General features: G+C 54.0%; 24 protein-coding genes. 14 read left to right on the top strand and 10 right to left on the bottom strand.

Annotated elements, in window-relative coordinates:
- Positions 1-65 precede the first annotated feature (65 nt).
- Entirely contained in the window at positions 66-1475 is a 1410-nt protein-coding gene (gene cysG / locus ACI43T_RS03275) for a siroheme synthase CysG (protein ID WP_405385522.1), read from the bottom strand.
- 274 nt (positions 1476-1749) lie between these two features.
- Between cysG and alaS the strand changes: the two genes are divergently transcribed.
- The 5 genes from alaS (at position 1750) to ACI43T_RS03250 (ending at position 8989) form a co-directional block, all read left to right on the top strand.
- Positions 1750-4644 carry an alanine--tRNA ligase gene (alaS, locus tag ACI43T_RS03270; protein ID WP_405385521.1) on the top strand — a complete coding sequence of 965 codons (2895 nt, stop codon included), beginning with the start codon at positions 1750-1752 and terminating at the stop codon, positions 4642-4644.
- Between the two features lie 97 nt (positions 4645-4741).
- Entirely contained in the window at positions 4742-5569 is an 828-nt protein-coding gene (mutM, locus tag ACI43T_RS03265) for a bifunctional DNA-formamidopyrimidine glycosylase/DNA-(apurinic or apyrimidinic site) lyase (RefSeq protein ID WP_377081104.1), read from the top strand.
- Between the two features lie 67 nt (positions 5570-5636).
- On the top strand, positions 5637-6401 hold the full coding sequence (locus tag ACI43T_RS03260; protein WP_377081102.1) for a 1-acylglycerol-3-phosphate O-acyltransferase: 765 nt from the start codon (positions 5637-5639) through the stop codon (positions 6399-6401).
- A 191-nt stretch (positions 6402-6592) separates the two neighbouring features.
- On the top strand, positions 6593-7330 hold the full coding sequence (locus tag ACI43T_RS03255) for a redoxin family protein (protein WP_003740760.1): 738 nt from the start codon (positions 6593-6595) through the stop codon (positions 7328-7330).
- A 252-nt stretch (positions 7331-7582) separates the two neighbouring features.
- Positions 7583-8989: a dihydrolipoyl dehydrogenase gene (locus ACI43T_RS03250; protein WP_377081078.1), complete on the top strand. Its 1407-nt coding sequence runs from the start codon at positions 7583-7585 to the stop codon at positions 8987-8989.
- An 87-nt stretch (positions 8990-9076) separates the two neighbouring features.
- On the opposite strand, the gene ACI43T_RS03245 is transcribed toward ACI43T_RS03250, so the two are convergent.
- Positions 9077-10021 (bottom strand): helix-turn-helix transcriptional regulator, encoded by a 945-nt coding sequence (locus ACI43T_RS03245; protein ID WP_377081076.1) that lies wholly within the window; start codon positions 10019-10021, stop codon positions 9077-9079.
- A gap of 129 nt (positions 10022-10150) precedes the next feature.
- Here ACI43T_RS03245 and ACI43T_RS03240 point away from each other — a divergent pair, with 129 nt between their 5' ends.
- From ACI43T_RS03240 to ACI43T_RS03220, 5 genes are all read left to right on the top strand, one after another.
- Positions 10151-10486 (top strand): carboxymuconolactone decarboxylase family protein, encoded by a 336-nt coding sequence (locus ACI43T_RS03240; RefSeq protein ID WP_003740764.1) that lies wholly within the window; start codon positions 10151-10153, stop codon positions 10484-10486.
- Between the two features lie 129 nt (positions 10487-10615).
- On the top strand, positions 10616-10984 hold the full coding sequence (locus ACI43T_RS03235) for a rhodanese-like domain-containing protein (protein ID WP_405385520.1): 369 nt from the start codon (positions 10616-10618) through the stop codon (positions 10982-10984).
- Positions 10985-11056: 72 nt separating this feature from the next.
- Positions 11057-11548: a DUF302 domain-containing protein gene (locus ACI43T_RS03230; protein WP_405385519.1), complete on the top strand. Its 492-nt coding sequence runs from the start codon at positions 11057-11059 to the stop codon at positions 11546-11548.
- A gap of 128 nt (positions 11549-11676) precedes the next feature.
- Positions 11677-12390: a tRNA (guanosine(46)-N7)-methyltransferase TrmB gene (gene trmB / locus ACI43T_RS03225; protein WP_405385517.1), complete on the top strand. Its 714-nt coding sequence runs from the start codon at positions 11677-11679 to the stop codon at positions 12388-12390.
- Positions 12391-12476: 86 nt separating this feature from the next.
- The gene (locus ACI43T_RS03220) at positions 12477-13562 is read left to right on the top strand and encodes a metallophosphoesterase (RefSeq protein WP_405385516.1); all 1086 of its coding nucleotides are present in this window, start codon (positions 12477-12479) and stop codon (positions 13560-13562) included.
- 84 nt (positions 13563-13646) lie between these two features.
- Here the strand turns inward: ACI43T_RS03220 and ACI43T_RS03215 are convergent, their stop codons facing one another.
- Positions 13647-15275, bottom strand: a complete 1629-nt coding sequence (locus ACI43T_RS03215) for an ABC-F family ATPase (RefSeq protein ID WP_405385515.1) — start codon at positions 15273-15275, stop codon at positions 13647-13649.
- Between the two features lie 124 nt (positions 15276-15399).
- On the opposite strand from ACI43T_RS03215, the gene ACI43T_RS03210 reads away from it, so the two are divergent.
- On the top strand, positions 15400-15594 hold the full coding sequence (locus tag ACI43T_RS03210; RefSeq protein WP_314105544.1) for a hypothetical protein: 195 nt from the start codon (positions 15400-15402) through the stop codon (positions 15592-15594).
- Positions 15595-15610: 16 nt separating this feature from the next.
- Entirely contained in the window at positions 15611-16060 is a 450-nt protein-coding gene (locus ACI43T_RS03205) for a lipoic acid synthetase (RefSeq protein WP_308025032.1), read from the top strand.
- 85 nt (positions 16061-16145) lie between these two features.
- Here the strand turns inward: ACI43T_RS03205 and truB are convergent, their stop codons facing one another.
- Both truB and rbfA read right to left on the bottom strand, forming a co-directional pair.
- Positions 16146-17072: a tRNA pseudouridine(55) synthase TruB gene (gene truB / locus ACI43T_RS03200; protein ID WP_377081062.1), complete on the bottom strand. Its 927-nt coding sequence runs from the start codon at positions 17070-17072 to the stop codon at positions 16146-16148.
- 109 nt (positions 17073-17181) lie between these two features.
- Entirely contained in the window at positions 17182-17553 is a 372-nt protein-coding gene (gene rbfA / locus ACI43T_RS03195) for a 30S ribosome-binding factor RbfA (protein ID WP_003757834.1), read from the bottom strand.
- A 118-nt stretch (positions 17554-17671) separates the two neighbouring features.
- Here rbfA and ACI43T_RS03190 point away from each other — a divergent pair, with 118 nt between their 5' ends.
- Positions 17672-18712, top strand: coding sequence for a Gfo/Idh/MocA family oxidoreductase (locus ACI43T_RS03190; RefSeq protein WP_377081060.1), 1041 nt, complete (start codon positions 17672-17674; stop codon positions 18710-18712).
- A 334-nt stretch (positions 18713-19046) separates the two neighbouring features.
- Here ACI43T_RS03190 and recA read toward each other — a convergent pair whose 3' ends face one another.
- The 4 genes from recA to ACI43T_RS03170 all read right to left on the bottom strand — a co-directional run bounded on the left by recA (position 19047) and on the right by ACI43T_RS03170 (position 23685).
- A complete protein-coding gene (gene recA / locus ACI43T_RS03185) occupies positions 19047-20093 on the bottom strand; it encodes a recombinase RecA (protein WP_009173410.1) in 1047 nt (348 codons plus the stop codon).
- Between the two features lie 159 nt (positions 20094-20252).
- A complete protein-coding gene (gene tadA, locus ACI43T_RS03180) occupies positions 20253-20978 on the bottom strand; it encodes a tRNA adenosine(34) deaminase TadA (RefSeq protein ID WP_308022836.1) in 726 nt (241 codons plus the stop codon).
- A gap of 108 nt (positions 20979-21086) precedes the next feature.
- A complete protein-coding gene (gene miaA / locus ACI43T_RS03175; RefSeq protein WP_405385514.1) occupies positions 21087-22028 on the bottom strand; it encodes a tRNA (adenosine(37)-N6)-dimethylallyltransferase MiaA in 942 nt (313 codons plus the stop codon).
- An 85-nt stretch (positions 22029-22113) separates the two neighbouring features.
- A complete protein-coding gene (locus ACI43T_RS03170) occupies positions 22114-23685 on the bottom strand; it encodes a polyamine aminopropyltransferase (protein WP_405385546.1) in 1572 nt (523 codons plus the stop codon).
- A 70-nt stretch (positions 23686-23755) separates the two neighbouring features.
- On the opposite strand from ACI43T_RS03170, the gene ACI43T_RS03165 reads away from it, so the two are divergent.
- Positions 23756-24154 carry a DUF350 domain-containing protein gene (locus ACI43T_RS03165; RefSeq protein ID WP_039850438.1) on the top strand — a complete coding sequence of 133 codons (399 nt, stop codon included), beginning with the start codon at positions 23756-23758 and terminating at the stop codon, positions 24152-24154.
- A gap of 249 nt (positions 24155-24403) precedes the next feature.
- Here ACI43T_RS03165 and ACI43T_RS03160 read toward each other — a convergent pair whose 3' ends face one another.
- The gene (locus ACI43T_RS03160; protein WP_377081976.1) at positions 24404-25228 is read right to left on the bottom strand and encodes an outer membrane beta-barrel protein; all 825 of its coding nucleotides are present in this window, start codon (positions 25226-25228) and stop codon (positions 24404-24406) included.
- Positions 25229-25371: the final 143 nt, after the last annotated feature.

Here is a 25371-nt window from a genome sequence, read left to right as displayed (position 1 = left end):
GATTGACTGAGAAATAAAAAAACTGCCCGAACCATGATTTCGGGCAGCTTTTTTATTATCCGTTTTCAGACGGCCTCGGCAAGTTCCGACGCAGTTTCAACCTGATGACCGCCGAACCATGCCAACTCGTCCCTCAGGGCGGCAACTTCGCCGATAACCATCAATGCGGGACGCGGGGCCTTTCCCGCTATATCAGGCAGATCTTTCAGACGGCCTGTCCGTACCTTCTGATTGGGCAGCGTACCGTTGGAGATAACGGCAACCGGCGTGTTTTCGCTGCGTCCGTGGCGGATAAGTTGGGCGGTAATTTCAACCGCTTTGAGCGTTCCCATATAAACGACCAGCGTCTGGCGGCTCAAAGCCAACGTGTGCCAGTCGGGTTCGCTGCCGTCGTGTCTGCTGTGGCCGGTAACGAACAACGCGCTTTGAGCACAATCTCGGTGGGTCAGCGGAATCCCCGCATAGGCTGTCGCGCCCAGTGCGGCGGTTACGCCCGGTATGATGCGGTAAGGGATTTTGGCCTGCCGCAATACCTGTGCCTCTTCTCCGCCGCGTCCGAAAACAAAGGGATCGCCGCCTTTAAGCCGTACGACGCGCCTGCCTTCCCGCGCGTAACGCACCAGCAGGCGGTTGGTTTCTTCCTGTTGGACATGGTGCGCGCCGGCCCGTTTGCCGACGCTGATTTTTTCGGCATCTTTGCGTACGGCCGCCATAATTTCGTCTGAAACCAGCGCATCGTATAAGACCACGTCTGCGGCCTGAATCGCTTGTAACGCATGTATCGTCAGCAATCCAGCATCTCCCGGCCCCGCACCTACCAAAGCCACTCCTCCCCGCGACGGCCGATAGCCGGCCAACTGGGCGGCCAGCTCCGCTTCGGCTTCTTTGTGGCTGCCTTGTGCGATCAGTGTACTGAAGCGGCTGTCGAACAGGTTTTCCCAAAACCGCCGCCGCTGTTCCGTGCCGTGAATGGCTGCTTTGACACGGTTGCGCCAGCGGCCGGCGGTTTGCGCCATTTTGCCGGTGTGCAGCGGAACCAGCGTTTCAATAATCTGCCGCCATTTGCGCGCCAAAACCGGAGACGTGCCGCCGCTGGAGATGGCGATTTTTATCGGATTCCGGTCGATAACGGCGGGAACGATAAACGAACAGAGTTCGGCGTTGTCCACTGTATTGCACAGTTTCCCGCGCGCTTCGGCAGCCTCGTAGACGCGGCGGTTGAGTTTGTGGTCGTCGGTGGCGGCAACGGCCAGAAACACATCATCCAGATAAGAATCATGGAATCCAGTGCCGAGCCATGTGATTTTCCCTTGGTTCAGCCATGTTTGGAAGGCAGGATTAAGCGCGTCCGCCACCACACGGACCTCCGCTCCGGCCTGTAACAGGCTTTCGGCTTTGCGTTCGGCAATATGGCCCGCGCCCGCCAGCAGGACGGGGCGGCCGCGCAGATCGGCAAAAATGGGGTAATGGCTCATGGCATGTCCGTATTGTCGTTATCTTGGCGGAGTATCTTAAGGCCGTCTGAAAGAAAGTGGAAAGAATCGATGTTGCTTACCTTATGGTGTTTGGTTATATGCTTTCAGACGGCCTTCGAGCCATCGGGTTGAAACGATGACAGGCCGTCTGAAAGCCGTGTGGCTTTGATAGCCTGAAATACCGTTTTGCGGTAAGATAACGCAGATTTTTCAGACGGCCCGAACTACCTCCGAAAGGCCGTCTGAAGCCGTTTAACCTGACATCGAATGCGCTATGAAAACTTCAGAACTACGCCAAAAATTCCTAAAATTCTTCGAATCCAAAGGCCACACCATCGTCCGCTCTTCCTCGCTCGTGCCGCACGACGACCCGACGCTGCTGTTTACCAACGCCGGTATGAACCAGTTTAAAGACGTATTCCTCGGCTTTGATAAACGCCCATACACCCGCGCCACCACCGCGCAAAAATGCGTACGCGCCGGCGGCAAACACAACGACTTGGAAAACGTCGGCTACACCGCCCGCCACCACACCTTCTTTGAAATGATGGGCAACTTCTCCTTCGGCGACTACTTCAAACGCGACGCGATCCACTTCGCCTGGGAGTTCCTCACTTCCCCCGAATGGCTGAACATCCCCAAAGAAAAACTCTTGGCGACCGTATATGCCGAAGACGACGAAGCCTACAACATCTGGCTGAACGAAATCGGTATGCCTGCCGAGCGTATCGTCCGCATCGGCGACAACAAAGGCGCGAAATACGCGTCCGACAACTTCTGGCAAATGGGCGACACCGGCCCATGCGGCCCGTGTTCCGAAATTTTCTACGACCACGGCGAAGAAATCTGGGGCGGCATTCCCGGTAGCCCCGAAGAAGACGGCGACCGCTGGATTGAAATTTGGAACTGCGTGTTCATGCAGTTCAACCGCGACGAGCAAGGCAATATGAACCCGCTGCCCAAACCGTCCGTCGATACCGGCATGGGCTTGGAGCGCATGGCGGCTGTGATGCAGCACGTCCACAGCAACTACGAAATCGACCTGTTCCAAGATCTGCTCAAAGCCGTTGCCCGCGAAACTGGCGCGCCGTTCAGCATGGATGAGCCGAGCCTGAAAGTCGTTGCCGACCACATCCGCTCCTGCTCCTTCCTGATTGCCGACGGCGTGATGCCGTCCAACGAAGGCCGCGGCTATGTCCTGCGCCGCATCATCCGCCGCGCCGTGCGCCACGGTTACAAACTCGGTCAGAAACAGGCGTTTTTCTACAAACTCGTGCCCGATTTGGTGAAAGCGATGGGCGATGCGTATCCTGAGTTGAAAGAGAAACAGACGCAGATTATGGAAGCCCTGCGCGCGGAAGAAAGCCGCTTCGGCGAAACGCTGGAAAAAGGTATGGGCTTGTTCAACCAAGTGCTCAACGGCATGAAATTTCTGAAACTGGAAAGCCTGCTGCCGAAAGATGGTGCGGGCAAACCACTGGCATTGAAAACCGCAGACGGTGTGGAATTTACCGCCGCTTCCCGTGCCGCTCCAGGCAAAAAGCAAATCGTTATCCGTCCCCAAGTTTCAGGTAGCCTGAACGAAGGCATGTATATCGATTTGCAGGCTGCTTTGGAAACTGCCCATATTCCCGACGCGGAAAAACCGTTTGCCGAAGCCTTGAATGCCTATTTGATGGACAATATCGCCAACAGCAAACTCGTTATTGGCGGTGAACACATCTTCAAACTCTACGACACCTACGGCTTCCCCTACGACCTGACCGCCGACATGGCGCGCGAATTGGGTATCGATTTGGACGAAGACGGCTTCAACCGCGAAATGGAAGCCCAACGCGCCCGCGCCCGCGCCGCGCAAAACTTCAAAGCCAACTCCCAGCTTGAATATACAGGCGCGGACACCGAGTTCACCGGCTACGAAAAACGCAGCCAAGACACCAAAATCATCGCTTTATATAAAGGCAGCGAAGCCGTGGACGAACTCCAAGCAGGCGAAGCAGGCGTGGTCGTTTTGGAGCAAACCCCGTTTTACGCTGAAAGCGGCGGCCAAGTCGGCGACGTAGGCTTTATCTTCGCAGGCGAAAACCGCTTCCGTGTCGAAGACACGCAGAAAATCAAAGCCGCCGTACACGGACAATTCGGCGCAGTCGTATCAGGTCGTCTGAAAGTGAGCGATGCCGTATCCGCCGAAATCGACAACGACATCCGCGACAGCATCATGCGCAACCACAGCGTGACCCACCTGATGCACAAAGCCCTGCGCGATGTTTTGGGCACGCACGTCGAACAAAAAGGCAGCCTGCAAAACGCCGAGCTGACCCGCTTCGACATCTCCCACCCGCAAGGCATCAGCGCGGAAGAAATCGCCGAAGTCGAACGCCGCGTCAACGCCGCGATTATCGCCAACGTGCCCGTCAAAGTCGAAACCATGTCCATTGAAGACGCGCAAAAATCCGGTGCCATGATGCTCTTCGGCGAAAAATACGGCGATTTCGTCCGCGTCATCACCATGGGCGAATACTCCACCGAACTGTGCGGCGGCACCCATGTCGCCCGCACCGGCGACATCGGCTTCTTCAAAATCATCAGCGAAGGCGGCATCGCCGCAGGCATCCGCCGTGTAGAAGCCATCACCGGCCTTGCCGCACTCGTATGGGCGCAAAACCAAGAAAGCCTGATGAAAAACATCATCGCCGAAGTCAAAGCCCAAACCGAAAAAGACGTACTCGCCAAAATCCAAGCCAACGCCGCAAACACCAAAGCCTTGGAAAAAGAGTTGGCAAAAGCCAAAGCCGAACTCGCCGTCCACGCAGGCGCAAAACTCTTGGATAACGCCAAAGATTTGGGCGCAGCCAAACTCGTTGCCGCCCAAATCGAAGCCGACGCAGCCGCCCTGCGCGAAATCGTTACCGATTTAACCGGCAAATCCGACAACGCCGTGATTCTTTTAGCGGCAGTAAACGACGGCAAAGTCTCGCTGTGCGCCGGCGTATCCAAGGCTCTGACCGGCAAAGTGAAAGCCGGCGATTTGGTCAAATTTGCAGCCGAACAAGTCGGCGGCAAAGGCGGCGGCAGACCGGATTTGGCACAGGCCGGGGGAACGGATGCTGCGAAACTGCCTGAAATGCTGGGAAGCGTGGAAGGCTGGGTTGGTAGGAAACTGGTCTAATTCATGAGTAATGACAGAAGTGTTATATTTAGAATGAATACGAGATCCAAGGTTATACTTGTGTTGTTTCAAAAATATAAATCGAAGTAGAAACGTTATGCCTGAGTTACCCGAAGTAGAAACGACTTTACACGGTGTTGGTCCGCATATCACCGGTAAGGCTGTTAGCGGCGTCATACTGCGCCAATCCAAACTGCGCTGGCCGGTGAATCCGGATTTGCCACAGATTTTGCAGGGATTGCTTGTCGAAGAATGCTCGCGTAGGGCCAAATATTTGATTATTCGTTTCCAAACCGGTGTGTTGCTGATTCATTTGGGCATGTCGGGCAGTCTGCGGGTTTTCACGATGGGAGATGACCGTATTGGGAAACCTGATAAGCATGATCATATTGATATTGAGTTCTCAGACGGTACGGTATTGCGTTATCATGACCCGCGTAAATTTGGTGCGTTTTTATGGTTTGAAGGTATAGCCGAGTATCATCCGTTACTGGCGAAACTTGGTCCGGAACCGCTCTCCGATGAATTTGATGCGGATTATTTGTATCGGAAAATGAAAGTGTTGAAACGGGCGGTCAAACTGGTACTGATGGATAACGCCGTTGTGGTCGGAGTGGGGAATATTTACGCCAATGAAAGTCTCTTTAAGGCGGGTATTGTTCCCCATAGACCAGCTTATACGCTTAGCAGACAGGAATGTACCACACTGGTTGAAACTGTTAAAACCGTATTGAAGCGGGCTATTGAGACGGGGGGAAGTACATTGCGGGATTTCGTCAATAGTGACGGTCAAAGCGGTTATTTTCAGCAGGAATACGCGGTCTATGGCAGGCAGGGCAAACCATGCGTAAAATGCGGCAGGCCGATTTTGAAGGAAGTGCTTGGCCAGCGCGGGACGTTTTATTGCAGTTATTGTCAAAAATGAGGCCGTCTGAAAATCGGCAAAGCCTACATCTGGATATTAAATTCTTTATAGAAAACCAAAATATAATATGTCTCAACAAAAAGCCACTATTGCCACCCGTTTCCGTCGTCTGGGCCGTTTGGCCTGTTGGTTGTGGCGGACGGGCCGCGACCTAAATTCTCTAAACGGTTCCAATTCCGAGGAACGTAACCGTGTGCTGGTTAAACTGGGAAAGGGAGCGTTAGAAGCGTTGGATATAGAATTGGAGGCGGGAATACAGCCTGAACATGGAGATTCCTGCGGTACACTCGTGGTGGCAAATCATGTGTCATGGCTGGATATTTTTGCTATTAGTTCAGTTTACCCGTGCAGTTTTATTGCCAAACAGGAAATCGGCAGTTGGCCGGTTTTGGGGAGGATGGGTAAAAATGCAGGTACAGTTTTCATCAACCGCAATTCCCGACGTGATATCGAGCCGATCAATCAGGCGATTTGTGAGGCTTTGAAAGCGGGACAGAACGTCAGTTTTTTTCCTGAGGCACGCACTTCGTCGGGACTGGACGTGCTGCCGTTTAAAGCGGCGCTGTTTCAATCGGCGATGGACGCGGATGCGCCTATCCAAGTATTAGCACTGCGTTACTATGACGGTGATGGACGGCGTTCGCCTATACCTTCATATGCCGATGTCAGTTTGCCGACATCGTTGTGGCGCATTGTTTCCATGAAAAAAATCCGCATTACTTTGGATTTTGCACCGTTGTTCAAAACGGCCGAATTTCCCGATAAAGACCGATACGGGCTGAAAGATGTTGCTGAATCTTTTGTCCGCAAAAAAGTGGCGGAGGATATTTGATATTTAACGGATAGGGCTTGTTTTCTTTTCAGACGGCCCTATCTGTTTCAGAGCGTTTGATTGGGTATTTATAGTTTTCTGTAATTAATATTATTTGAACTATAAATTATACAAATCGACCGGCAGGGATTAAAATCTCTGCATTGATTTTCAACACTCTTACAAACAAAACACAGATAAGGAGCTTCAAAATGGCTTTGCAAGATCGTACCGGTCAAAAAGTACCTTCCGTCGTATTCCGTACCCGCGTGGGCGACACTTGGAAAGATGTTTCCACCGATGATTTGTTCAAAGGCAAAAAAGTAGTCGTATTCTCTCTGCCCGGCGCATTTACTCCGACTTGTTCTTCTTCCCACCTGCCGCGTTACAACGAATTGTTCGGCGCGTTTAAAGAAAACGGCGTTGACGCAATTTACTGCGTGTCTGTAAACGATACTTTCGTGATGAACGCTTGGGCTGCCGAAGAAGAAGCTGACAACATCTACATGATTCCTGATGGCAACGGCGAATTTACCGAAGGCATGGGTATGCTGGTCGGCAAAGAAGACTTGGGCTTTGGTAAACGCTCTTGGCGTTACTCCATGCTGGTTAACGACGGCGTGGTTGAAAAAATGTTCATCGAGCCTGAAGAGCCGGGCGATCCTTTCAAAGTGTCTGACGCTGACACTATGTTGAAATTCATCGCTCCTGACTGGAAAGCTCAAGAGTCTGTTGCCATCTTCACCAAACCCGGCTGCCAATTCTGCGCTAAAGCTAAAAAAGCTTTGCAAGACAAAGGTCTGTCTTACGAAGAAATCGTATTGGGCAAAGATGCAACCGTTACTTCCGTTCGCGCCATTACCGGCAAGATGACTGCTCCTCAAGTCTTCATCGGCGGCAAATACATCGGCGGCAGCGAAGATTTGGAAGCTTATTTGGCTAAAAACTAATTGCCTGGTGCTTGGGACGGTTTGAAAAAGCCGTCTGAACAGAAAAATAGAGTTATTCAGACGATACGCTACACGGTTGTTCTGAATAACTCTATATTTACAAGTGGAATTTGAGATTATTGTTTTAAATCGAGATTTTAAAAATAGTTATCGATTTTTTATTTTTGATAGTTTATTAAATAGGTCGTCTGAAAACCTGATACGCTTCACGCTGATACCGCTTCGGACGCTCAACAAAAAAGGACAAAGATTATGAAAAAAATTCAAGCAGATGTCGTCGTAATCGGCGGCGGTACTGCCGGCATGGGCGCGTTTCGCAATGCCCGTTTACATTCGGATAATGTTTACCTGATTGAAAACAACGTATTCGGCACGACCTGCGCGCGCGTGGGCTGTATGCCTTCTAAACTCTTGATTGCCGCCGCAGAAGCGCGCCATCACGCATTGCATACCGACCCGTTTGGCGTGCATTTGGACAAAGACAGCATCGTCGTCAACGGCGAAGAAGTGATGCAGCGCGTCAAATCCGAGCGTGACCGTTTTGTCGGCTTTGTCGTTGCCGATGTGGAAGAATGGCCTGCCGACAAGCGCATTATGGGTTCGGCTAAATTTATCGACGAGAATACCGTCCAAATCGACGACCATACCCAAATCACGGCAAAAAGTTTCGTGATTGCTACCGGTTCGCGTCCCGTTATCCTGCCGCAATGGCAGTCTTTGGGCGACCGTTTGATTATCAACGACGACGTTTTCTCCTGGGATACGCTGCCTAAGAGCGTTGCCGTGTTCGGACCGGGCGTTATCGGTTTGGAACTGGGTCAGGCATTGCACCGTTTGGGCGTGAAAGTTGAAATTTTCGGTTTGGGCGGCATCATCGGCGGCATTTCCGACCCCGTCGTTTCAGACGAGGCGAAAGCCGTGTTCGGCGAAGAATTGAAACTGCATTTGGATGCTAAAACCGAGGTCAAACTTGACGCAGACGGCAATGTAGAAGTCCATTGGGAGCAGGACGGCGAAAAAGGCGTATTTGTTGCCGAATATATGCTGGCAGCCGTAGGCCGCCGTCCGAACGTTGACAATATCGGTTTGGAAAACATCAATATCGAAAAAGACGCGCGTGGCGTACCCGTTGCCGATCCGCAGACCATGCAGACCAGCATTCCGCATATCTTCATCGCGGGCGATGCGTCCAACCAACTGCCTCTGCTGCACGAAGCCGCCGACCAAGGCAAGATTGCCGGCGACAACGCGGGCCGCTATCCGAATATCGGCAGCGGTTTGCGCCGCAGCACCATCGGCGTGGTGTTCACCAATCCGCAAATCGGCTTTGTCGGTTTGAAATACGCGCAGGTTGCCGCGCAATACCAACCTGACGAATTTGTTATCGGCGAAGTATCGTTTAAAAACCAAGGCCGCAGCCGCGTGATGCTGGTAAACAAAGGCCATATGCGCCTGTATGCCGAAAAAGCCACCGGCCGCTTCATCGGCGCGGAAATCTTAGGCCCGGCCGCTGAACATTTGGCGCACCTGTTGGTATGGGCGCATCAAATGAAGATGACCGTTCCGCAAATGCTGGACATGCCGTTCTACCATCCCGTTATCGAGGAAGGTCTGCGCACCGCCTTGCGTGATGCCGATGCGAAGTTGAAACAGGCTTGATGGGTTGACCTAATCGGTCTGCTAGAATGAAAGGCCGTCTGAAAACCTGATTTAAGGTTTTCAGACGGCCTTTTTGTCTCTCTCAATTCAAACACCGTCGAATGATTTGATGGCGGTTTCATCGGTTTCCACATGTTTCCGATACTGCCCCGGCGAAATCCCGTATTGTTTTTTAAACGCTTTGCCGAAGTGGGTTTCGGATTGGAAGCCGACGTTCAGCGCGACAGACAAGACGGAATCGGCGGTTTGCCGCAGCAGAAGGGCGGCTTGGCGCAGGCGGATGAGGTTGACGAAGGCGTGGGGGCTGATGCCGGTTTGTTGCTTGAACAGGCGCATCAGTTGGGCGCGGGAGAGGTTGGCAAGAGCGGTCATTTTTTCGATGTTCCATTCGTCTTCGGGGCGGCTGACGACGGTTTGGATGAGCTGGCGCAGGCGTTTGTCGCGCAGGCCGTTGAGTATGCCGCCCAAAGGCGCTTCTCCGCCTTGTTCGAGATGGGCGCGGACGATGAGGACGAGGAGTACGGAGGAAAGGGCGTTGACGATGGCGCGCGAGCCGGAAAGCGTGTGCGCGCTTTCGTATTGCAACATGGAAACAAGGCATTGCAGCGAGGGATGGTCCATCTTGATGAGGACGGTTTCGGGCAGGTCGTGCATGATGTCGGCGTGTTCGTCGTATTCGAAGCGGGCGCAGAACAAATCGAGGCTTTTTTCGCCGCCGCTGCCGGAAGAAGCGACCGTGAATGCGCCGCCGTTGCCGATATGCGGTGTATCGCCGCAGTTGTTGCAGTCCGCTTCGCTGCTGATGATGTGTTCCGCGCTGCGCGGGAAAAAGATAAGGTCGCCGGTTTTCAACAGCCGCGCTTCGGGTTCGCCTTCGATTTTGATGTAGCTTTCTCCGGCGACGACAAGGTGCGCGATGCCGTGTGCGCGCCTGCGTCCGTGCGGGGCGTACCATTTGTCGCGGAACAGGCATTGTATGTCCACGCTGCCGGTGATTTGCGCCAGTTCGATGAGTTTGTCTAAAGTGTCCATAAGTATTTTTTGTAAGTGAATGAGATGATTTGACGATTATAATAGTCAGATTATTGCAATAATGCCATTCATCGGATGTAAAAAAGTGCAACATCCTTCATTTGCAAACACATTGGAAAGGAAATCAAAATGTTCCAAAATTGGCCCGAACACACCGCACACGTTAAAAAATCATTCGGCGAGCTGGGTAAAAACCACCCGAAAATGCTGCAAGCCTACGGCGCGCTGGAACAAGCCGCCGCAGCCGAAGCATTGGATGCGAAAACCCGTGAACTGATTGCCATCGCCGTCGCCATCACTACCCGTTGCGAAAGCTGCATCAGCGTACACGCCGCCGCCGCCGCCAAAGCGGGCGCGACTGAAAGCGAAATCGCCGGTGCGCTGGCGACCGCCATCTCTCTGAACGCAGGCGCAGCCTACACTTATGCTCTGCGCGCTTTGGAAGCGGTTGACGCGCAGCGTTAAGCCGTTTAATGGTGGGAGAGGCCGTCTGAAAACAACGTTCGTTTCAGACGGCCTCAGTCGGAAGATTGCATTTTGCCGATAAACCGTTTAGATTGAACTTTGGATTTTCAACCGATTGGAGAAACCGTAATGAGAAAACTACTGACCGTTGTGTGCCTTGCCGCCGCTTTTGCCGTTCCTGTCGCCGCACAGGCCGCCGCGGCGAAACCTGCTGAAAAAACCGCCGCGCAGCCTACCAAAGCCAAAGGCATATGGATCGACGTGCGCACACCCGAAGAATTTAAGGAAGGCCATCTGAAAGATGCGGTCAATATCCCCGTCGACCAAATAGGGGCGCGTATCGGCAGCGTCAGCCCCGATAAAAGCGCGCCGGTAAACCTTTACTGCCGCAGCGGCCGCCGTTCCGAAGCAGCCTTGCAGGAACTGAAAAAAATGGGCTATACCAACGTAACCAACCACGGCGGTTATCAAGACCTGCTGCAAAAAGGGTTGAAATGATGTGTTCAGGCCGTCTGAAAAGTTCAGACGGCCTGTTTGTCAGAAACCCGATACAATTTCGGAGGAATACAGATGAAGATGCCGAGAATCCTGCTGCCGCTTTTCGTGGCGGCCGTTTTGGCGGGGTGTGCCCATGTGCCGCAAACCGCGTCCGAACCATCCGTCAATAAGGGGCAAGATATGCCGTACACGCAATCCGTCGTCAGCAAATACAGTTTCGATGAAACGGTTTCCCGTTTGGAACACGCCGTCAAGGCCAAGGGCATGACCGTGTTTGCCGTTATCGACCATCAAGCCGCGGCCAAACAGAGCGGGTTGTCGATGCAGCCGGCAAAGGTTATCGTGTTCGGCACGCCGAAAGCGGGTACGCCGCTGATGGTTAAAGACCCTGAATTTGCGTTGCAGCTTCCGCTGAAGGTTTTGGTTACGGAAACCGGCGGGGAAGTCAAAGCCGTGTTCAACGACACCCGCCAATTGATTCGCGGCAGCCGAATCGGATATGGGGAAGTGGAGAACACGCTGGCCAATGCCGAAACGCTGATTCGCAAAACCGTCGGCGAATGATGCTGGCAAAACGGAAAACGGCGGCCCGTTTAGGCCGTCTGAAACGCCGTGAAATGATATAATCGCCTCATCCCGCGCCGTTTGGAAGTTTTCAGACGGCCTTTCTATTCCGACGATTGGTTTACAACATGACCGAACAACAACACGACGAAAAAAATCCTGTTCCCGAAGAACGCAAACGCTCCATCCGCAGTTTTGTCCTGCGGCAGGGGCATATGACGGCGGCGCAACAGCGCGCGATTGATACACTGTGGCCGCGGTTCGGCATGGATTATTGCCGGCAGACGGTTGATTTGAACGCCTGTTTCGGCCGCAGCAATCCCAAAGTATTGGAAATCGGTTTCGGCATGGGTACGGCCACCGCCGAAATCGCCAAACGCCTGCCGGATACCGATTTTCTGGCCGTCGACGTGCACGGGCCGGGCGTCGGCAACCTGCTCAAATTGATTGAGGAAGGGCAACTCGGCAACATCCGCGTTATGCGGCATGATGCGGTGGAAGTGGTGGAGGACATGCTGCCGGACGCTTCGCTTGACGGCATCCACATTTTTTTCCCCGACCCGTGGCACAAGAAGCGCCACAACAAACGACGCTTGGTACAGGCGCCGTTTGTGGCAAAACTGCTGCCCAAACTGAAATCCGGCGGCTATATCCATATGGCGACCGACTGGGAGGAATACGCCGCACAAATGCTGGAAGTGTTGGGCGGTTTTGCCGAATTGCAAAATACGGCCGACGGTTATGCGCCCACGCCCGATTACCGTCCGGAAACCAAGTTTGAAGCGCGGGGCAAACGTTTGGGGCACGGCGTGTGGGATTTGGTATTTAAAAAAATCGGATAAGCGGTTTCAGACGGCCTGTTTCTGTTTTTTAAGTAAAGACAGGCCGTCTGAAAACTGTTTTTTGCTGTTTTTGATAGAGTTATTTTATGAATATTGGTGTTTTTATTGCCGTAGTCGCCTTGCTTCAGGTGTTCACTTTCGGATTGGGGCGGTCGTTGCAATGGCTGTTTGCCCCCGTTATCGGCGGCAAAGGCCGCCGCTGGCTGATGGCGGCCGCTTTTTTCGTTACCGACGGGCTGCTGGCAGGTCTGCTGCTGCAACTGGGGCATTTTGTGTTCCGCATCATGGCGTTCTGGATGGTGATTATGTTGTTCGTCATGTATGCGGCGCTGGCGACCTTCCTGCTGTATCTGCTGCTGCGCAAAGTTCTGCCGCAACTGCACTTGTCGCGCAGCCTGCGGCTGTTTGCGCCGTTGTTCGTAGCGGGGTTGCTCGGCCTCGGCGTTTACAATGCCTACACGCCCGTGGTGCACCGTCAGACCGTAACCATCAATAAGAAACTCGACAAACCGCTGCGTATCGGTATGGCCAGCGACATGCATCTGGGTATTCTGTTCGGCGGCCGCAGCCTCGACCGGCTTGCCGAAATCATGCGGCAGGAAAAAGCTGACATCATCCTGCTGCCGGGCGATTTGATGGACGATAACGTCGAAGCCTACCGTAAAGAAAACATGCAGCCGCATTTGGCGAAACTCAGGGCGCCGCTGGGGGTATACGCCACTTTGGGCAATCACGACCTTTTCGGCGACCAAAAGGAAATCTATGATGAAGTAACCAAGGCAGGCATCCGGGTGCTGACCAATGAGGCCGTAGAAACGGATAATCTGCTCATTGTCGGCCGCAACGATGATTTGGACTCGTCCCGTCCGAGTACGGCGCAACTGCTTAACGGTAAAAACACCAATCTGCCTGTGTTGCTGCTTGACCACCGCCCGACGGAAATCGACATCCACCGGCACCTGCCGGTAGACATCCAGGTATCCGGCCACGTCCACAACGGACAAGTCGCTCCCGCCAACCTTATCGTCCGCGCACTCTACCGCCTGCACTACGGCTACCGGCAGTTTGACAAAGGACATTTTTTCGTTACCTCCGGCTACGGTTTCTGGGGTATTCCGCTGCGTCTCGGTTCGCAGTCGGAAGTATGGATTATCGATGTGAAGGGGCGTTAGGCCGCTCATCGGATAATGTGATATGAAAAGGCCGTCTGAAACCAAAATTTCAGACGGCCTTTTCATTTCAATCAAGCCCGCGCATTAAGCCAAGCCTTTTTTCTCCAGATAGCTTTCGTAATCGCCCAGATAGTGCTCGTAACCGCCCTTGCCATCCAGCTCGATAATCTGGGTGGCGAGCGAGGAGACGAACTGGCGGTCGTGTGACACGAAAATCAGCGTGCCGTTGTATTTTTCCAGCGCCATGTTCAGCGATTCGATGCTTTCCATGTCCATGTGGTTGGTGGGTTCGTCCATAATCAGCACATTGGGTTTCAGTAGCAGGAGTTTGCCGTAGAGCATACGGCCTTTTTCACCGCCGGAGAGAACCTGCACTTTTTTCACCACGTCGTTGCTGCCGAAGAGCAAACGCCCCAAAGTGCCGCGGATGACTTGTTCGTCGTCGCCTTCCTGTCCCCATTGGCGCATCCATTCGCTCAGGTTCATATCGACATCGAAGTCGTTTTCATGGTCTTGCGGATAATAGCCGACGCTGGCTTTTTCCGCCCATTTGATGGTGCCTGTGTCGGGGGTGAGGCCGTCTGAATATTCGGGGTTGAACGCGCCGGCAAGGAGTTTCAGCAGGGTGGATTTACCCGCGCCGTTGGGGCCGATGATGGCGAGGCGCTGGCCTGCTTCGAGGATGAAGCTCAGGTTTTTGAACAACTGGGTTTCAAAGCGTTTGGCCAGATTTTCGACTTCCACCGCCTGACGGTGCAGCTTGGCTTTTTCATCGGCTTCAAAGCGGATATACGGGTTTTGGCGGGTGGAAGGCTTGACTTCGACCATCTCGGCTTTGATTTTGTCTGCCTGTTTCAGACGGCTGGTTGCCTGGCGGGCTTTGGATTTGTTGGCGGAGAAGCGGGCGACGAACTCTTGCAGCTCTTGCAGTTTCTCTTTTGCCTTGGCGTTGTCTTTCAGGGCGCGTTCGCGCGATTGGGCGGAGGCGAGCATGTAGTCGTCGTAGTTGCCCGGGTAGATGGTGATGGTGTTGTAGTCCAAATCCGCCATGTGGGTGCAGACTTCGTTCAAGAAGTGACGGTCGTGCGAGATGATGATCATGGTGGAGTCGTATTGGTTCAACACGCCCTCCAGCCAGCGGATGGTATTGATGTCCAAGTTGTTGGTCGGCTCGTCAAGCAACAGCACATCAGGTTTGGAGAACAGGGCTTGCGCCAGCAATACGCGCAGCTTGAAGCCCGGGGCGACTTCGGCCATGGTCGCATTGTGCAAATCTTCGGAAATGCCCACGCCGCTCAACAGTTCGGCGGCGCGCGCTTCGGCGGTGTAGCCGTCGTATTCGGCGAACTTGGCTTCCAGTTCGGCGGCTTTCATGTAGTCGTCTTCGGTGGCTTCGGGGTTGGCGTAAATCGCGTCGCGTTCGGTCATCGCCGCCCACATTTCGGTGTGCCCCATCATCACCACGTCCAGCACGCGCATGTCTTCGTAGGCAAACTGGTCTTGGCGCAATTTACCCAAACGCACGCCGTTTTCAATCGCGACTTCGCCCGCAGTCTGTTCCAAATCGCCGCCGAGGATTTTCATGAAGGTGGATTTGCCTGAACCGTTCGCGCCGATCAAGCCGTAGCGGTTGCCTTCGCCGAACTTGACGGATACGTTTTCAAACAGCGGCTTCGCGCCGAACTGCATGGTAATGCCGTTGGTAGAAATCATTATTCGTAAAACCTTTATAAATAGAGTATTATAAGCGCGCAATTGTAACATATTTCCGGCGCGAAAGCCGCTGCGGCGGCCCGAAACCGGCGCGGTAGCGGTATGCACAGGAGGACGGGAGAGCATGGAACCCGAAAAAATCTACTATGCCGTTGTTGTTTTGGTTTGCGCCGCATCCATGCTGCTCAGCCCGTTTTTTTATGTCCGCCGCACACGCGCCGTCACGCCAGTCCGCCGCCGCAGGCAGTGGAAGGTGATAGCCGTTTCCAACCTGCTGATGATCGCCGTGCTGCTGTTTGTTTGGTGGAAATGGCTTTAAATCCGAGAGAAAGAACATGAATACAATCAAAATATTGACCGCTTTGCTTGCAACCCTGCCGCTTTTTGCCACCGCCGCGCCGATTTATGAATGCACCGACGGCTCGGGCCATAAGATTTATACGCAGGACAAAGGTAAAAACTGCAAAGCCAGCAATTTGGGCAGGGCGTCGGTTTACACGTCTGCGCCGGTTTATTCCGCACCGCAGCAGCCTCAAACGGCAGCCGATAATGCCCCCCCTCCGCCTGCTGCCGATTCCGCCGCATTGCAGGCGGCGCAAAACGAATTGGAACAGGCGCAGAAAAACTTGGAGGATGGCAAGAAAGTACGCTACGGCAACGAGCGCAACTACGCCCGTTATCTAGACCGCGTACAGAATTTGGAAAATGCGGTCAAAGCAGCAGAACAGAAAGTCAACTCAGCCAAAATCGGCAACAGCAGTCTGGCGCGCCCCATGATGCACTGATGAAGAGCGGTATAAAATCAAGAGGCCGTCTGAAAACCCGTAATCAGGTTTTCAGACGGCCTTTTTGAATACTTCAGGATAAGGTTTATTGCAACCGTTTGCCGTTGTCCGTATTCATCAGCCGCAGGGCTTTGAGGCGGCCGATTTCTGTTTGGTATTCCACCAGGCCGATAAATGTTCCGCTCCTGTCGTAAACGCGGATGGGCTGGTCGGCGGGGATGTCTTCGGTAAACTGAGGGCGCTGGCCGCATTTGAGCATGGTTACGGCGCGGTCGTTCAGTTCGATTTTGGGGAGGTGCCGCACTAAAACGTCGCAGGGCAGGAGCAGGGCGTCGCGTTCGGTTTCGTTTAATGCTGCCAAGGCTTCGAGCGTGTGGCTTTCGCGGATGGTGAAACCGGCGGTTTCGGTGCGGCGCAGGGCGGTCAGGTGGGCGAATGTGCCGATGTGTTTGGCGATGTCTTCGCTGAGGGTGCGGATGTAGGTGCCTTTGCTGCAACGTACGTCGATGACGGATTTGGGCGCGTCAAACTCGGTAATATCAATGGCGTAAATGGTGATGTCGCGCGGTTTGCGTTCGATGACGATGCCTTTGCGGGCGTATTCGTACAGCGGTTTGCCTTCGTGTTTGAGGGCGGAAAACATCGGCGGCACTTGGCGGATGTTGCCTGTCAGGGCTTGGCAGGCCGTCTGAAATTCGGCTAAGGAAATATCGGCGCGGGCGGTGGCGATGATTTCGCCTTCGACGTCCCCCGTGCTACTGGCTTCGCCGAGTTTCAGCGTGGCGGTGTAGGCTTTGTCGGCATCCAGCAGGTATTGGGCGAACTTGGTCGCTTCGCCGAAGCAGACGGGCAAAAGTCCGGTCGCCAAAGGATCGAGTACGCCGGTATGCCCCGCTTTTTCGGCGTTGTAGAGGCGGCGGGCTTTTTGCAGGGCGGTGTTGCTGGAAAGTCCTTCGGGCTTGTCGAGCAGAAGGACGCCGTTGACGGGGCGTTTGGCAGGTTTGGCGGTCATGATGGTGGGGAAGGGTAAGTGGCGGGTGTTTGGGCGGGAAATGATTGCAAAAGGCCGTCTGAAAACAGGTTCGCGCTTTGACTGCGGCGTTTTCAGACGACCTTTACCTTTAATCTTCCACCGGCTTTTCCGCCGCTACTTGGTCGATGAGGCTGGAAATGCTCATGCCGCGTTCGAGCGATTCGTCGTATTTGAAGTGTAGTTCGGGCGTTTTGAAGAGTTTGATGCGTTTGGCCAATTCGCTGCGCAAGTGGCCTTTGGCGTGTTCCAAGGCTTCTTCGGTGATGTCGCGGGTGCTGTCGTCGAGGACGGTGTAGAACACGGTGGCGTGGCTGTAATCGCGGGTGACTTCGACTTCGTTGATGGTGATGAAGCCTGCGCGCGGGTCTTTCAGGCCGGTGCGGACCAGCTCGGCCAGTTCGCGCATGATTTGTTCTTTGACACGGTCTTGGCGGGCATAGCCGCGTTGCAGTTTTCTCATGGTTTTCCTTAAACGGCGGCGGCCGTTTCAACTTTGTTTTCAGACGGCCTGTGTGAAATAAGTGCGGTATTATAACGGATATACGGCAATTTGAGGCCGTCTGAAAAGGAGTTTGGCTATGCAGAAAATCAAAATCGGATTGGCGGGGTTCGGCATGTCGGCGCAGGTGTTCCATCTGCCGTTTTGGCGTGCGGATGCGCGGTTTGAAGTCGTGCGCGTGTTTGAACGCAGCGGCAATAGGGCACAGGAAGTCCTGCCGCAGGCGCAGACCGTGCGTTCGTTTGAGGAATTGCTTACCGATGGTATGGATTTGGTGGTCGTTACCACGCCGAACCAGACGCATTTTGATTTTGCCGCTCAGGCTTTGCGTGCGGGTAAAAATGTGGTGGTGGAAAAACCGTTGTGCGCCACGGCGGCGCAAGCTCGTGAATTGGCGGAACTTGCCGAGCGGCAGGGCGTATTGCTGACCGTTTACCAAAACCGCCGCTGGGACAGCGCGCCACTGACCGCCAAAAAACTGCTTTCAGACGACCTTTTGGGCGAAATTGTGGATGCGGAGTTTCGTTTCGAGCGTTATGCGGCTGCATTGAACAAAAAACGCTGGAAGGAAACCGGCGAGGCGGGTGTAGGGCTGGTGTACGATTTGGGTTCGCACCTCATGGATATGGCGGTCGATGTTTTCGGGATGCCCGACGAGCTTTATGCCGACGTGCGCTATCAGCATGAAGGAGCGGTCAGCGACGACAATTTCTATATCGCGCTTTATTACGCCGACGGCAAAAAAGTCGCCCTGACCGCAAGCAAATATGCCCGCGAACCTTTGCCATTCATGACCTTGCACGGCAAACGCGGTTCATACGTCAAACAAAATGCCGATAACCAAGAAGCTCTGCTGAGCGGCGGCGCGCAACCTGTCGGAGCGTGGAACCGTGAGCCGGAAGACGAATGGGGCATCTTGCATACCGAAATAGACGGGGTGGTTGTCCGCAAGAAAATCGAAAGCGTCAGCGGAAATTATGCGGCGTTTTATGAAAACCTTTGTGACGCGCTGCAAGGCAAATCTCCCGCAGCGGTGCAGCCGCGCCAAGTGGCGGAGGTGCTGGGGTTATTGGAGAAAGTATATGAAAGCGCGAAATCGGGGTGCCGGGTGAAGGTGTAGGGAGATTAAAAGTTACAGCGAGCAGGATTTCTGAAATTTTTAAAATTACAGTAGATGAATCTCAAAGTCGTCATTGTCTTCTGTACCCGCGTGAGGGAGGGGCATGGCGGAAATCCAGACCTTGGATGTTTGTTTCAGTAACATTTAAAAATTGCCGTAATTTCTAATTTCTAGATTCCTATCTTTATAGGGATGACGATGTAGGCATTTCTATTATTTTTAAGGCTATGTTTCTGTTGAGTGCGGAAAGGCCGTCTGAAAACTTTTTAGCGGAACACGCTATATTCGTTTTCAGACGACCTTATATATTTTTAATTGGAAGTCAAACAGAGGCTTATTCTTCCGGACGTTCGCCGTCGGTGTCGTCCAGTTTGCCTTCGGTAATATCAACGTTGATGCCCACGGCGGCACGGATTTTGGCGTCGATTTCGTTGGCGATTTCGGGGTTTTCTTTCAGCCATACGCGGACGTTGTCTTTACCTTGTCCGATTTTGGCGCCGTTGTAGCTGTACCATGCGCCTGATTTTTCAACGATGTCGTATTTGACGCCGAGGTCGATCAGTTCGCCTTCCCAGCTTACGCCTTCACCGTACAGGATATCGAATTCGGCTTGGCGGAACGGAGGGGCGACTTTGTTTTTGATGACTTTGACTTTGGTTTCGTTGCCGATAACGTCGTCGCCTTTTTTGATTTGTCCGGTGCGGCGGATGTCGAGGCGGACGGAGGCGTAGAATTTGAGGGCGTTGCCGCCGGTGGTGGTTTCGGGGCTGCCGAACATCACGCCGATTTTCATGCGGATTTGGTTGATGAAGACGACCAGTGTGTTAGTGCGTTTGATGTGGCCGGTGAGCTTGCGCAAGGCTTGGCTCATCAGGCGGGCTTGCAGGCCGACGTGGCTGTCGCCCATTTCGCCTTCGATTTCGGCTTTGGGCACGAGGGCGGCTACGGAGTCGACGACAACCATGTCCACGCCGCCGGAACGTACCAGCGTGTCGCAGATTTCCAGGGCCTGTTCGCCGGTGTCGGGTTGGGAGAGGTAGAGTTCTTCTACTTTAACGCCGAGTTTGCGGGCGTAAATCGGGTCGAAGGCGTGTTCGGCGTCGATAAAGGCGCAGATACCGCCGTTTTTCTGGCATTGGGCGATGGCTTCGAGACAGAGCGTGGTTTTACCGGAGGATTCGGGGCCGAAGATTTCTACGACGCGGCCGCGCGGCAGACCGCCGACACCGAGTGCCAAGTCCACGCCGAGCGAGCCGGTAGAGATGACGTCAAGGTTTTCTTCTTGCTGGCTGCCGTCCATTTTCATGATGGAGCCTTTGCCGAAGTTTTTTTCGATTTGGGCAAGGGCGGCGGCTAGGGCTTTGCTTTTTTCGTCTGACATGGTGTTGTTCTCGTAAGGAATGTTATCAAAGTAGCTAAGAATTTGTTTAGCTATTATCGCATAAATTAAGAAAAAGTATAGTTTTATTTTATTTTTGTTTCAGACGGCCTGTGTTGCGGGGCCGTCTGAAATTTGTTTTTTTGTATTTGTGATAGGGAGTTAGGGCTGAAATCGGCGTTTTTCGCGGAAAAACTGCTGTAGCAGGGTGCGGCATTCTTTTTCCAGTATGCCACCTGTTACGGCGGTATGTTTGTTGATGCCGTGGGCGGCAAATAAATCGATTATGCTGCCTGCCGCACCGGTTTTGGGTTCGTCCGCGCCGAAGATGACGCGGGCAACACGCGCCTGTATAAGGGCGGATGCACACATGGCGCATGGTTCGAGCGTAACGTATACGTCGCAACCGTCAAGGCGGTAGTTGCCCAGTGCGGCTCCGGCCTGCGCCAGTGCGCTGATTTCGGCATGGCGGCTGACATCGCGGCTCTGTATGCAGGTGTTGTGTGCGGCGGCGATGACGGAACCGTTTTTGACGACGGCTGCGCCGACGGGGATTTCTCCGGCGGCGGCAGACTGCGCGGCCTGTTCGAGTGCAATCCGCATAAAATTTTCCATTTCAGACGGCCTCGGAAATACGGCTACGGGCGGATGGTCGGCGAGTTGCTTCAGCAGGGCTGTTTTTTCAGCTTCGCTTAAATCCTGCGGACGGATGCCGTGCGACAGGGCTTCGAGCTGCCACAGTGTGCTGCGTGTGATGGTGCGTCCGGCGGCTTTAAGCAGCAGGAAGGTTTTGATTGCTCCGATTTGCCGCAGGTCTTGCCGGGTGGTTATGCCTAGGTCTTGTAAGGTGGCGAGGACGCCGGTAGTGAGGGGCGGGGTGGTCAGCATGGTGTATATGTTTCTTTTGACTTTATAGAGGCAGATGTCGGGCATCACTGCCCGACCTGCGGCTTACGCCGGTTTGCCCTTGAGGCCGTCTGAAAAAAGGTTTCGGGTTTATATTCCGAAATGGCGTTTGACCGATTCGGATGCCGTCTGAAGATAATTTTGTGCGGCGAACGGATCGAGACTTTGTGCCAGCGGGATTTTCCTCAGCCAAGTCAACTGCCGTTTGGCAAGCTGGCGGGTGGCGGCGGTGCCTTTTTCGACAAAGGTTTCGTAGCCGTATCCGCCTTCGATGTAGTCCCACGCCTGACGGTAGCCGACGCAGCGCATGGAGGTGTGTCCGGCGGTCAGGGCGGGGTATTTGCGGCGCAGTGCGGCCATTTCGTCGAGAAATCCCTGCCGGAGCATTTGGCCGAAGCGTTCGGCGATTCGAGCGTGAAGCAGGGCGCGGTTTTCCGGAATCAGGGCGATGGTGTGCAAGTCCAGCGGCGGCGGGGTTGTCTGTTGTTCGTCGAAGTGGCGGCTGAGGGGTTTTCCGGTCAGCTCGAATACTTCTAACGCGCGTTCGATGCGTTGGCTGTCGTTGGGTTTCAGACGTGCGGCGGTAACGGGGTCGGCGGCTTGCAGGCGGCGGTAGAGACGGGCCAGTCCGTGTGCGTTTTTTTCGGCCTGAAGTGCGGCGCGCACGGCAGGGTCGGCTTCGGGCAGGTTGTTCAGGCCGCCGCTGAGGGCTTGGAAATACATCATGGTGCCGCCGACGATAAGCGGCAGCCGTCCGCGCCGGTGGATGTCGCCGACCAGCCGGACGCAGTCGGCGACGAAGTCGGCAGCGCTGTATGTTTCCAGCGGGGTGATGATGTCGATGAGGTGGTGCGGTACGGCCTGACGCTCGGTGGCGCTGGGTTTGGCGGTGCCTATGTCCATGTCGCGGTAGACCAGGGCGGAATCGAGGCTGATGATTTCCACTGGCAGTTTGGCGGCGATGTCCAGTGCAAGGCCGGTTTTGCCGCCGGCGGTGGGGCCGAGGATGACGAAGGCTTTGGGTGCGTTCATGAGTGGGGAAGTGTTGGTTCGGGCGGATTAGGATTATAACAAAGGCCGTCTGAAAATATGGTTTCAGACGGCCTCATTGGCAGTTTCAGCGTATTGCGTTGTGCCAGTCGCTTTCGAAATAGCTGACAAGGATTTGGTTGTTCAGATAGTTTGGCTCGACCTTGCGCCTTGCCATGTCCGGCGGGAAGCGGAACATTTCGGCGGCGGTTTGGGCGTTCAGATAACGTGTGGGGACGTCGAATTTCTGCGGGACGGGGAATTGCTTATCGAAGCCTGCCAACACGAATCCCCATTCGCCGAAGGAGGGGACGTAAACGTGATAAGGGGCGGTGGAAAGGCCGGCGGCTTCGAGGGTGGCGACAACCGACCAGTAGGCGTTGGGGGCGAAGTAGGGCGAGGTGGATTGGACGACGATTTTGCCCTGCGGCTGAAGATGGCGGGCGACGAGGCGGTACATGGGGACGGAGTAGAGTTTGCCCAGCGAGAAATTGGACGGGTCGGGCAGGTCGATGATGATGACGTCGAATTTTTCAGACGCCCCCTCCAGCCATTTGGCGGCATCGTCGTTGACGACGTGCATTTTGGGATGGGACAGCGAGCCTTGGTTGAGCGCGCTTAAGGTGGCGGAGGTTTTAAAAGTGGCGGTCATGTCGGGGTCTAAATCGACCAGGGTAACGTGTTTGACCTGCGGGTATTTCAAGACTTCGCGCGCTGCCAGACCGTCGCCGCCGCCGAGGATGAGGATGCGGGCAGCGTTTTGAACCATCTGCATGGCGGGTAGGACGAGGGCTTCGTGGTAACGGGCTTCGTCGCGCGAGGAGAATTGCAGGTTGCCGTTGATGTAGAGGCGGGTGTCGTTTTTCCAGCGGGTAACGACGAGCCGCTGGTAGGGCGAGTGGCTTTGATAGACGATAGGATCGCCGAAATAGCTTTGTTCGGCTTTGAAGGAGATGCGGTCGGCGTAGGCGAAGGCGGCGGCGAGGACGGACAAGACAATCAGCGCGCGCAGGCGGATGGCGCGGTAGCGGGGCAGTTCGGTTTTGAAGACGCGTGCGGTCAGGTAGGCGACGGCGGCGTTGAGGATGCCGAACAAGAGGGCGGAACGCGCCATGCCGAGTTTGGGAGCGAGAAGAAGCGGGAAGAGCAAGGAAACGGCGAGTGCGCCCAAATAGTCGAAGGTCAGGACTTTGGCAACGAGTTCTTTAAACTCTGCGCCTTTGCGGTTTAACACGCGCATCACCAACGGGATTTCCATGCCGACGACTGCGCCGACAATCAGTACGAAGGCGTAGAGCAGGGTGCGGAACGGGGCGGCGGAAAGCCCGAAGGCGACGAACAACGCCAGTGCGGAAATGCCGCCGATGATGCCAACCAAAAGTTCGATTTCGATGAAGCGGTGCAACACGTCTTCATCTTTGATGTAGCGGGTCAGGTGTGCGCCGATGCCCATCGAGAAAAGATAAAGTCCGATGACGGAGGAAAACTGCAAAATGCTGTCGCCCAAAAGATAGCTCGCCAGCGCGGCGATGATGAGTTCGTAGGCGAGGCCGCAACTGGCGACGATGAAGACGGAGATGATGAGGGTGCGGTTGGCGGTCATGGTATTGGGGAGTGGGTTTGAGGCCGTCTGAAAAAATGCTTGCCGCCGATACTGCAAGCTCTTGAATTTCAAGCGGTGCGCAAATTATGGCATAATCCATTATATCAAATCCTAAGGACTTCATATCGTGAGTATTTCCCTGCCCCAATACCTGCTTTACCTGCAATATATGCTTGCGGGGGTGGCGATGACTGCCGTTTTCGGCGCGGTGTATCTGCGGATTACGCCTGCGGAAGAATTGCGGCTGATTAAAAACGGCAACCTTGCCTGCGCCTTGTCATTTGGCGGCGCGCTGGTCGGATTTTGTTTGACGCTTGCATCCAGCATTGCCCACAGCGTCAGTTTCGTCGATTTTATCCTGTGGGGTCTTGCGGCGGCGGTGATTCAGATTTTGGTGTATTTTGTCGCCACGATGATGATTAAAGGCGCAACTGAAGAACTCATCGGCAACAACGTCGCCGTCGGCGCGCTGTTTGGCGCGGTGTCCGTATCTATCGGTATCTTGAATGCTGCTTGTCTGACCTGATTTTTATAACCAGCTTAACAGTGAAAAATATACGGTTACCGTTATTCCCGCACATGCGGGAATCCAAAACGTCGGTATCCCGTGATATTTAAATGTTCCCGATGACGGAAGGTTCCGGTTTCCGCCGCAGCATGGCCTTGGGTTTGCAGGTATTTGAGCAGGTGCAGGATTTCGGGAGCGTCAAAAATTTCAGACGGCCTATTGTACTGCAAGGCCGTCTGAAATGGTTTGAGTGCTTTGTCCGTCGGATTAGAACGAGTATTGGACTTTCACACCTGCTTCGTGGGTATAGTTTTTGGGTTCGGTGTAACCATACATCCCTTGAGGCAGATAGACAATTGCCATATCCGATTTTTTGACTTTCCAGCCGCGGTAAAACGGAGCGACGCTTATTTTGGATTCGTTGGCGAATTTTTTAGATACAGGTACCTCGATTTCGACGCCACGTCCTCCCGATTGTTTCATTTCAGTCGCTTCCCGACCGGGATGGTAAGAGTATTGCCGGCCTCTCAAGGCATGATTGTAAGCAATGCGGGGGGAAACTTCAAAATTTGCAGGAAGAGCAATATTTACACCTGCGTTGATCTGCGCATATGTAGTTTGGTTTTTGCGGTCATAATCATCTGCTTGGACACGGCTGTTCAAGTCTCTCAGAACCCGGTGTCCCAAACCTGCGCCGGCAGTTACGCTGAAGCGGTCATTAATCGGATGTGTATATTCATATAAAGCCCGAATATCATGTACGCGGCGCGGAGAACCATTGAGCGTGGCAGAACCATAACCTGAGAAGTTGTCGTCTGCATCTTGTACGCCTCCCGTGTAATCTGACTTACCGCGGGAATAGCGACCTTCTACTTTTGCCGCATGGCGATCATTAAAACGATATTTAACGCCGCCGGTGAGAGACCACAGGTTGCCGGTTTGTTGCATCAAGCGTTCGCTTCCTTCATATTCCCGATAAGTCTCATTGTAATATTCCGTACCGACGGTAAATTCAAGGGGACGGGCGGCCTGTGCGCCTACTGCGGCCGACAGTGCCAGTGCGGCAAAGCAGAAGCGGATAGTATTTTGCATGTAAATTCCTTTTCTTTGTAAAATCAATATGATAAATTAACGACGTTGCGTGGGTCATTCTATAAGATTTGGCGGAAACTAAGCAATTACCGTTAAATTGAGATATTTACCGTTTAGGATGTCATCAATGGCCGAATCCTGAC

Source organism: Neisseria oralis (genome assembly GCF_045062685.1).
In the GTDB taxonomy this organism is placed as follows: domain Bacteria; phylum Pseudomonadota; class Gammaproteobacteria; order Burkholderiales; family Neisseriaceae; genus Neisseria; species Neisseria oralis.
Note: the sequence above shows the minus strand (reverse complement) of the source record. Positions and strands in the feature narration are given on the sequence as shown.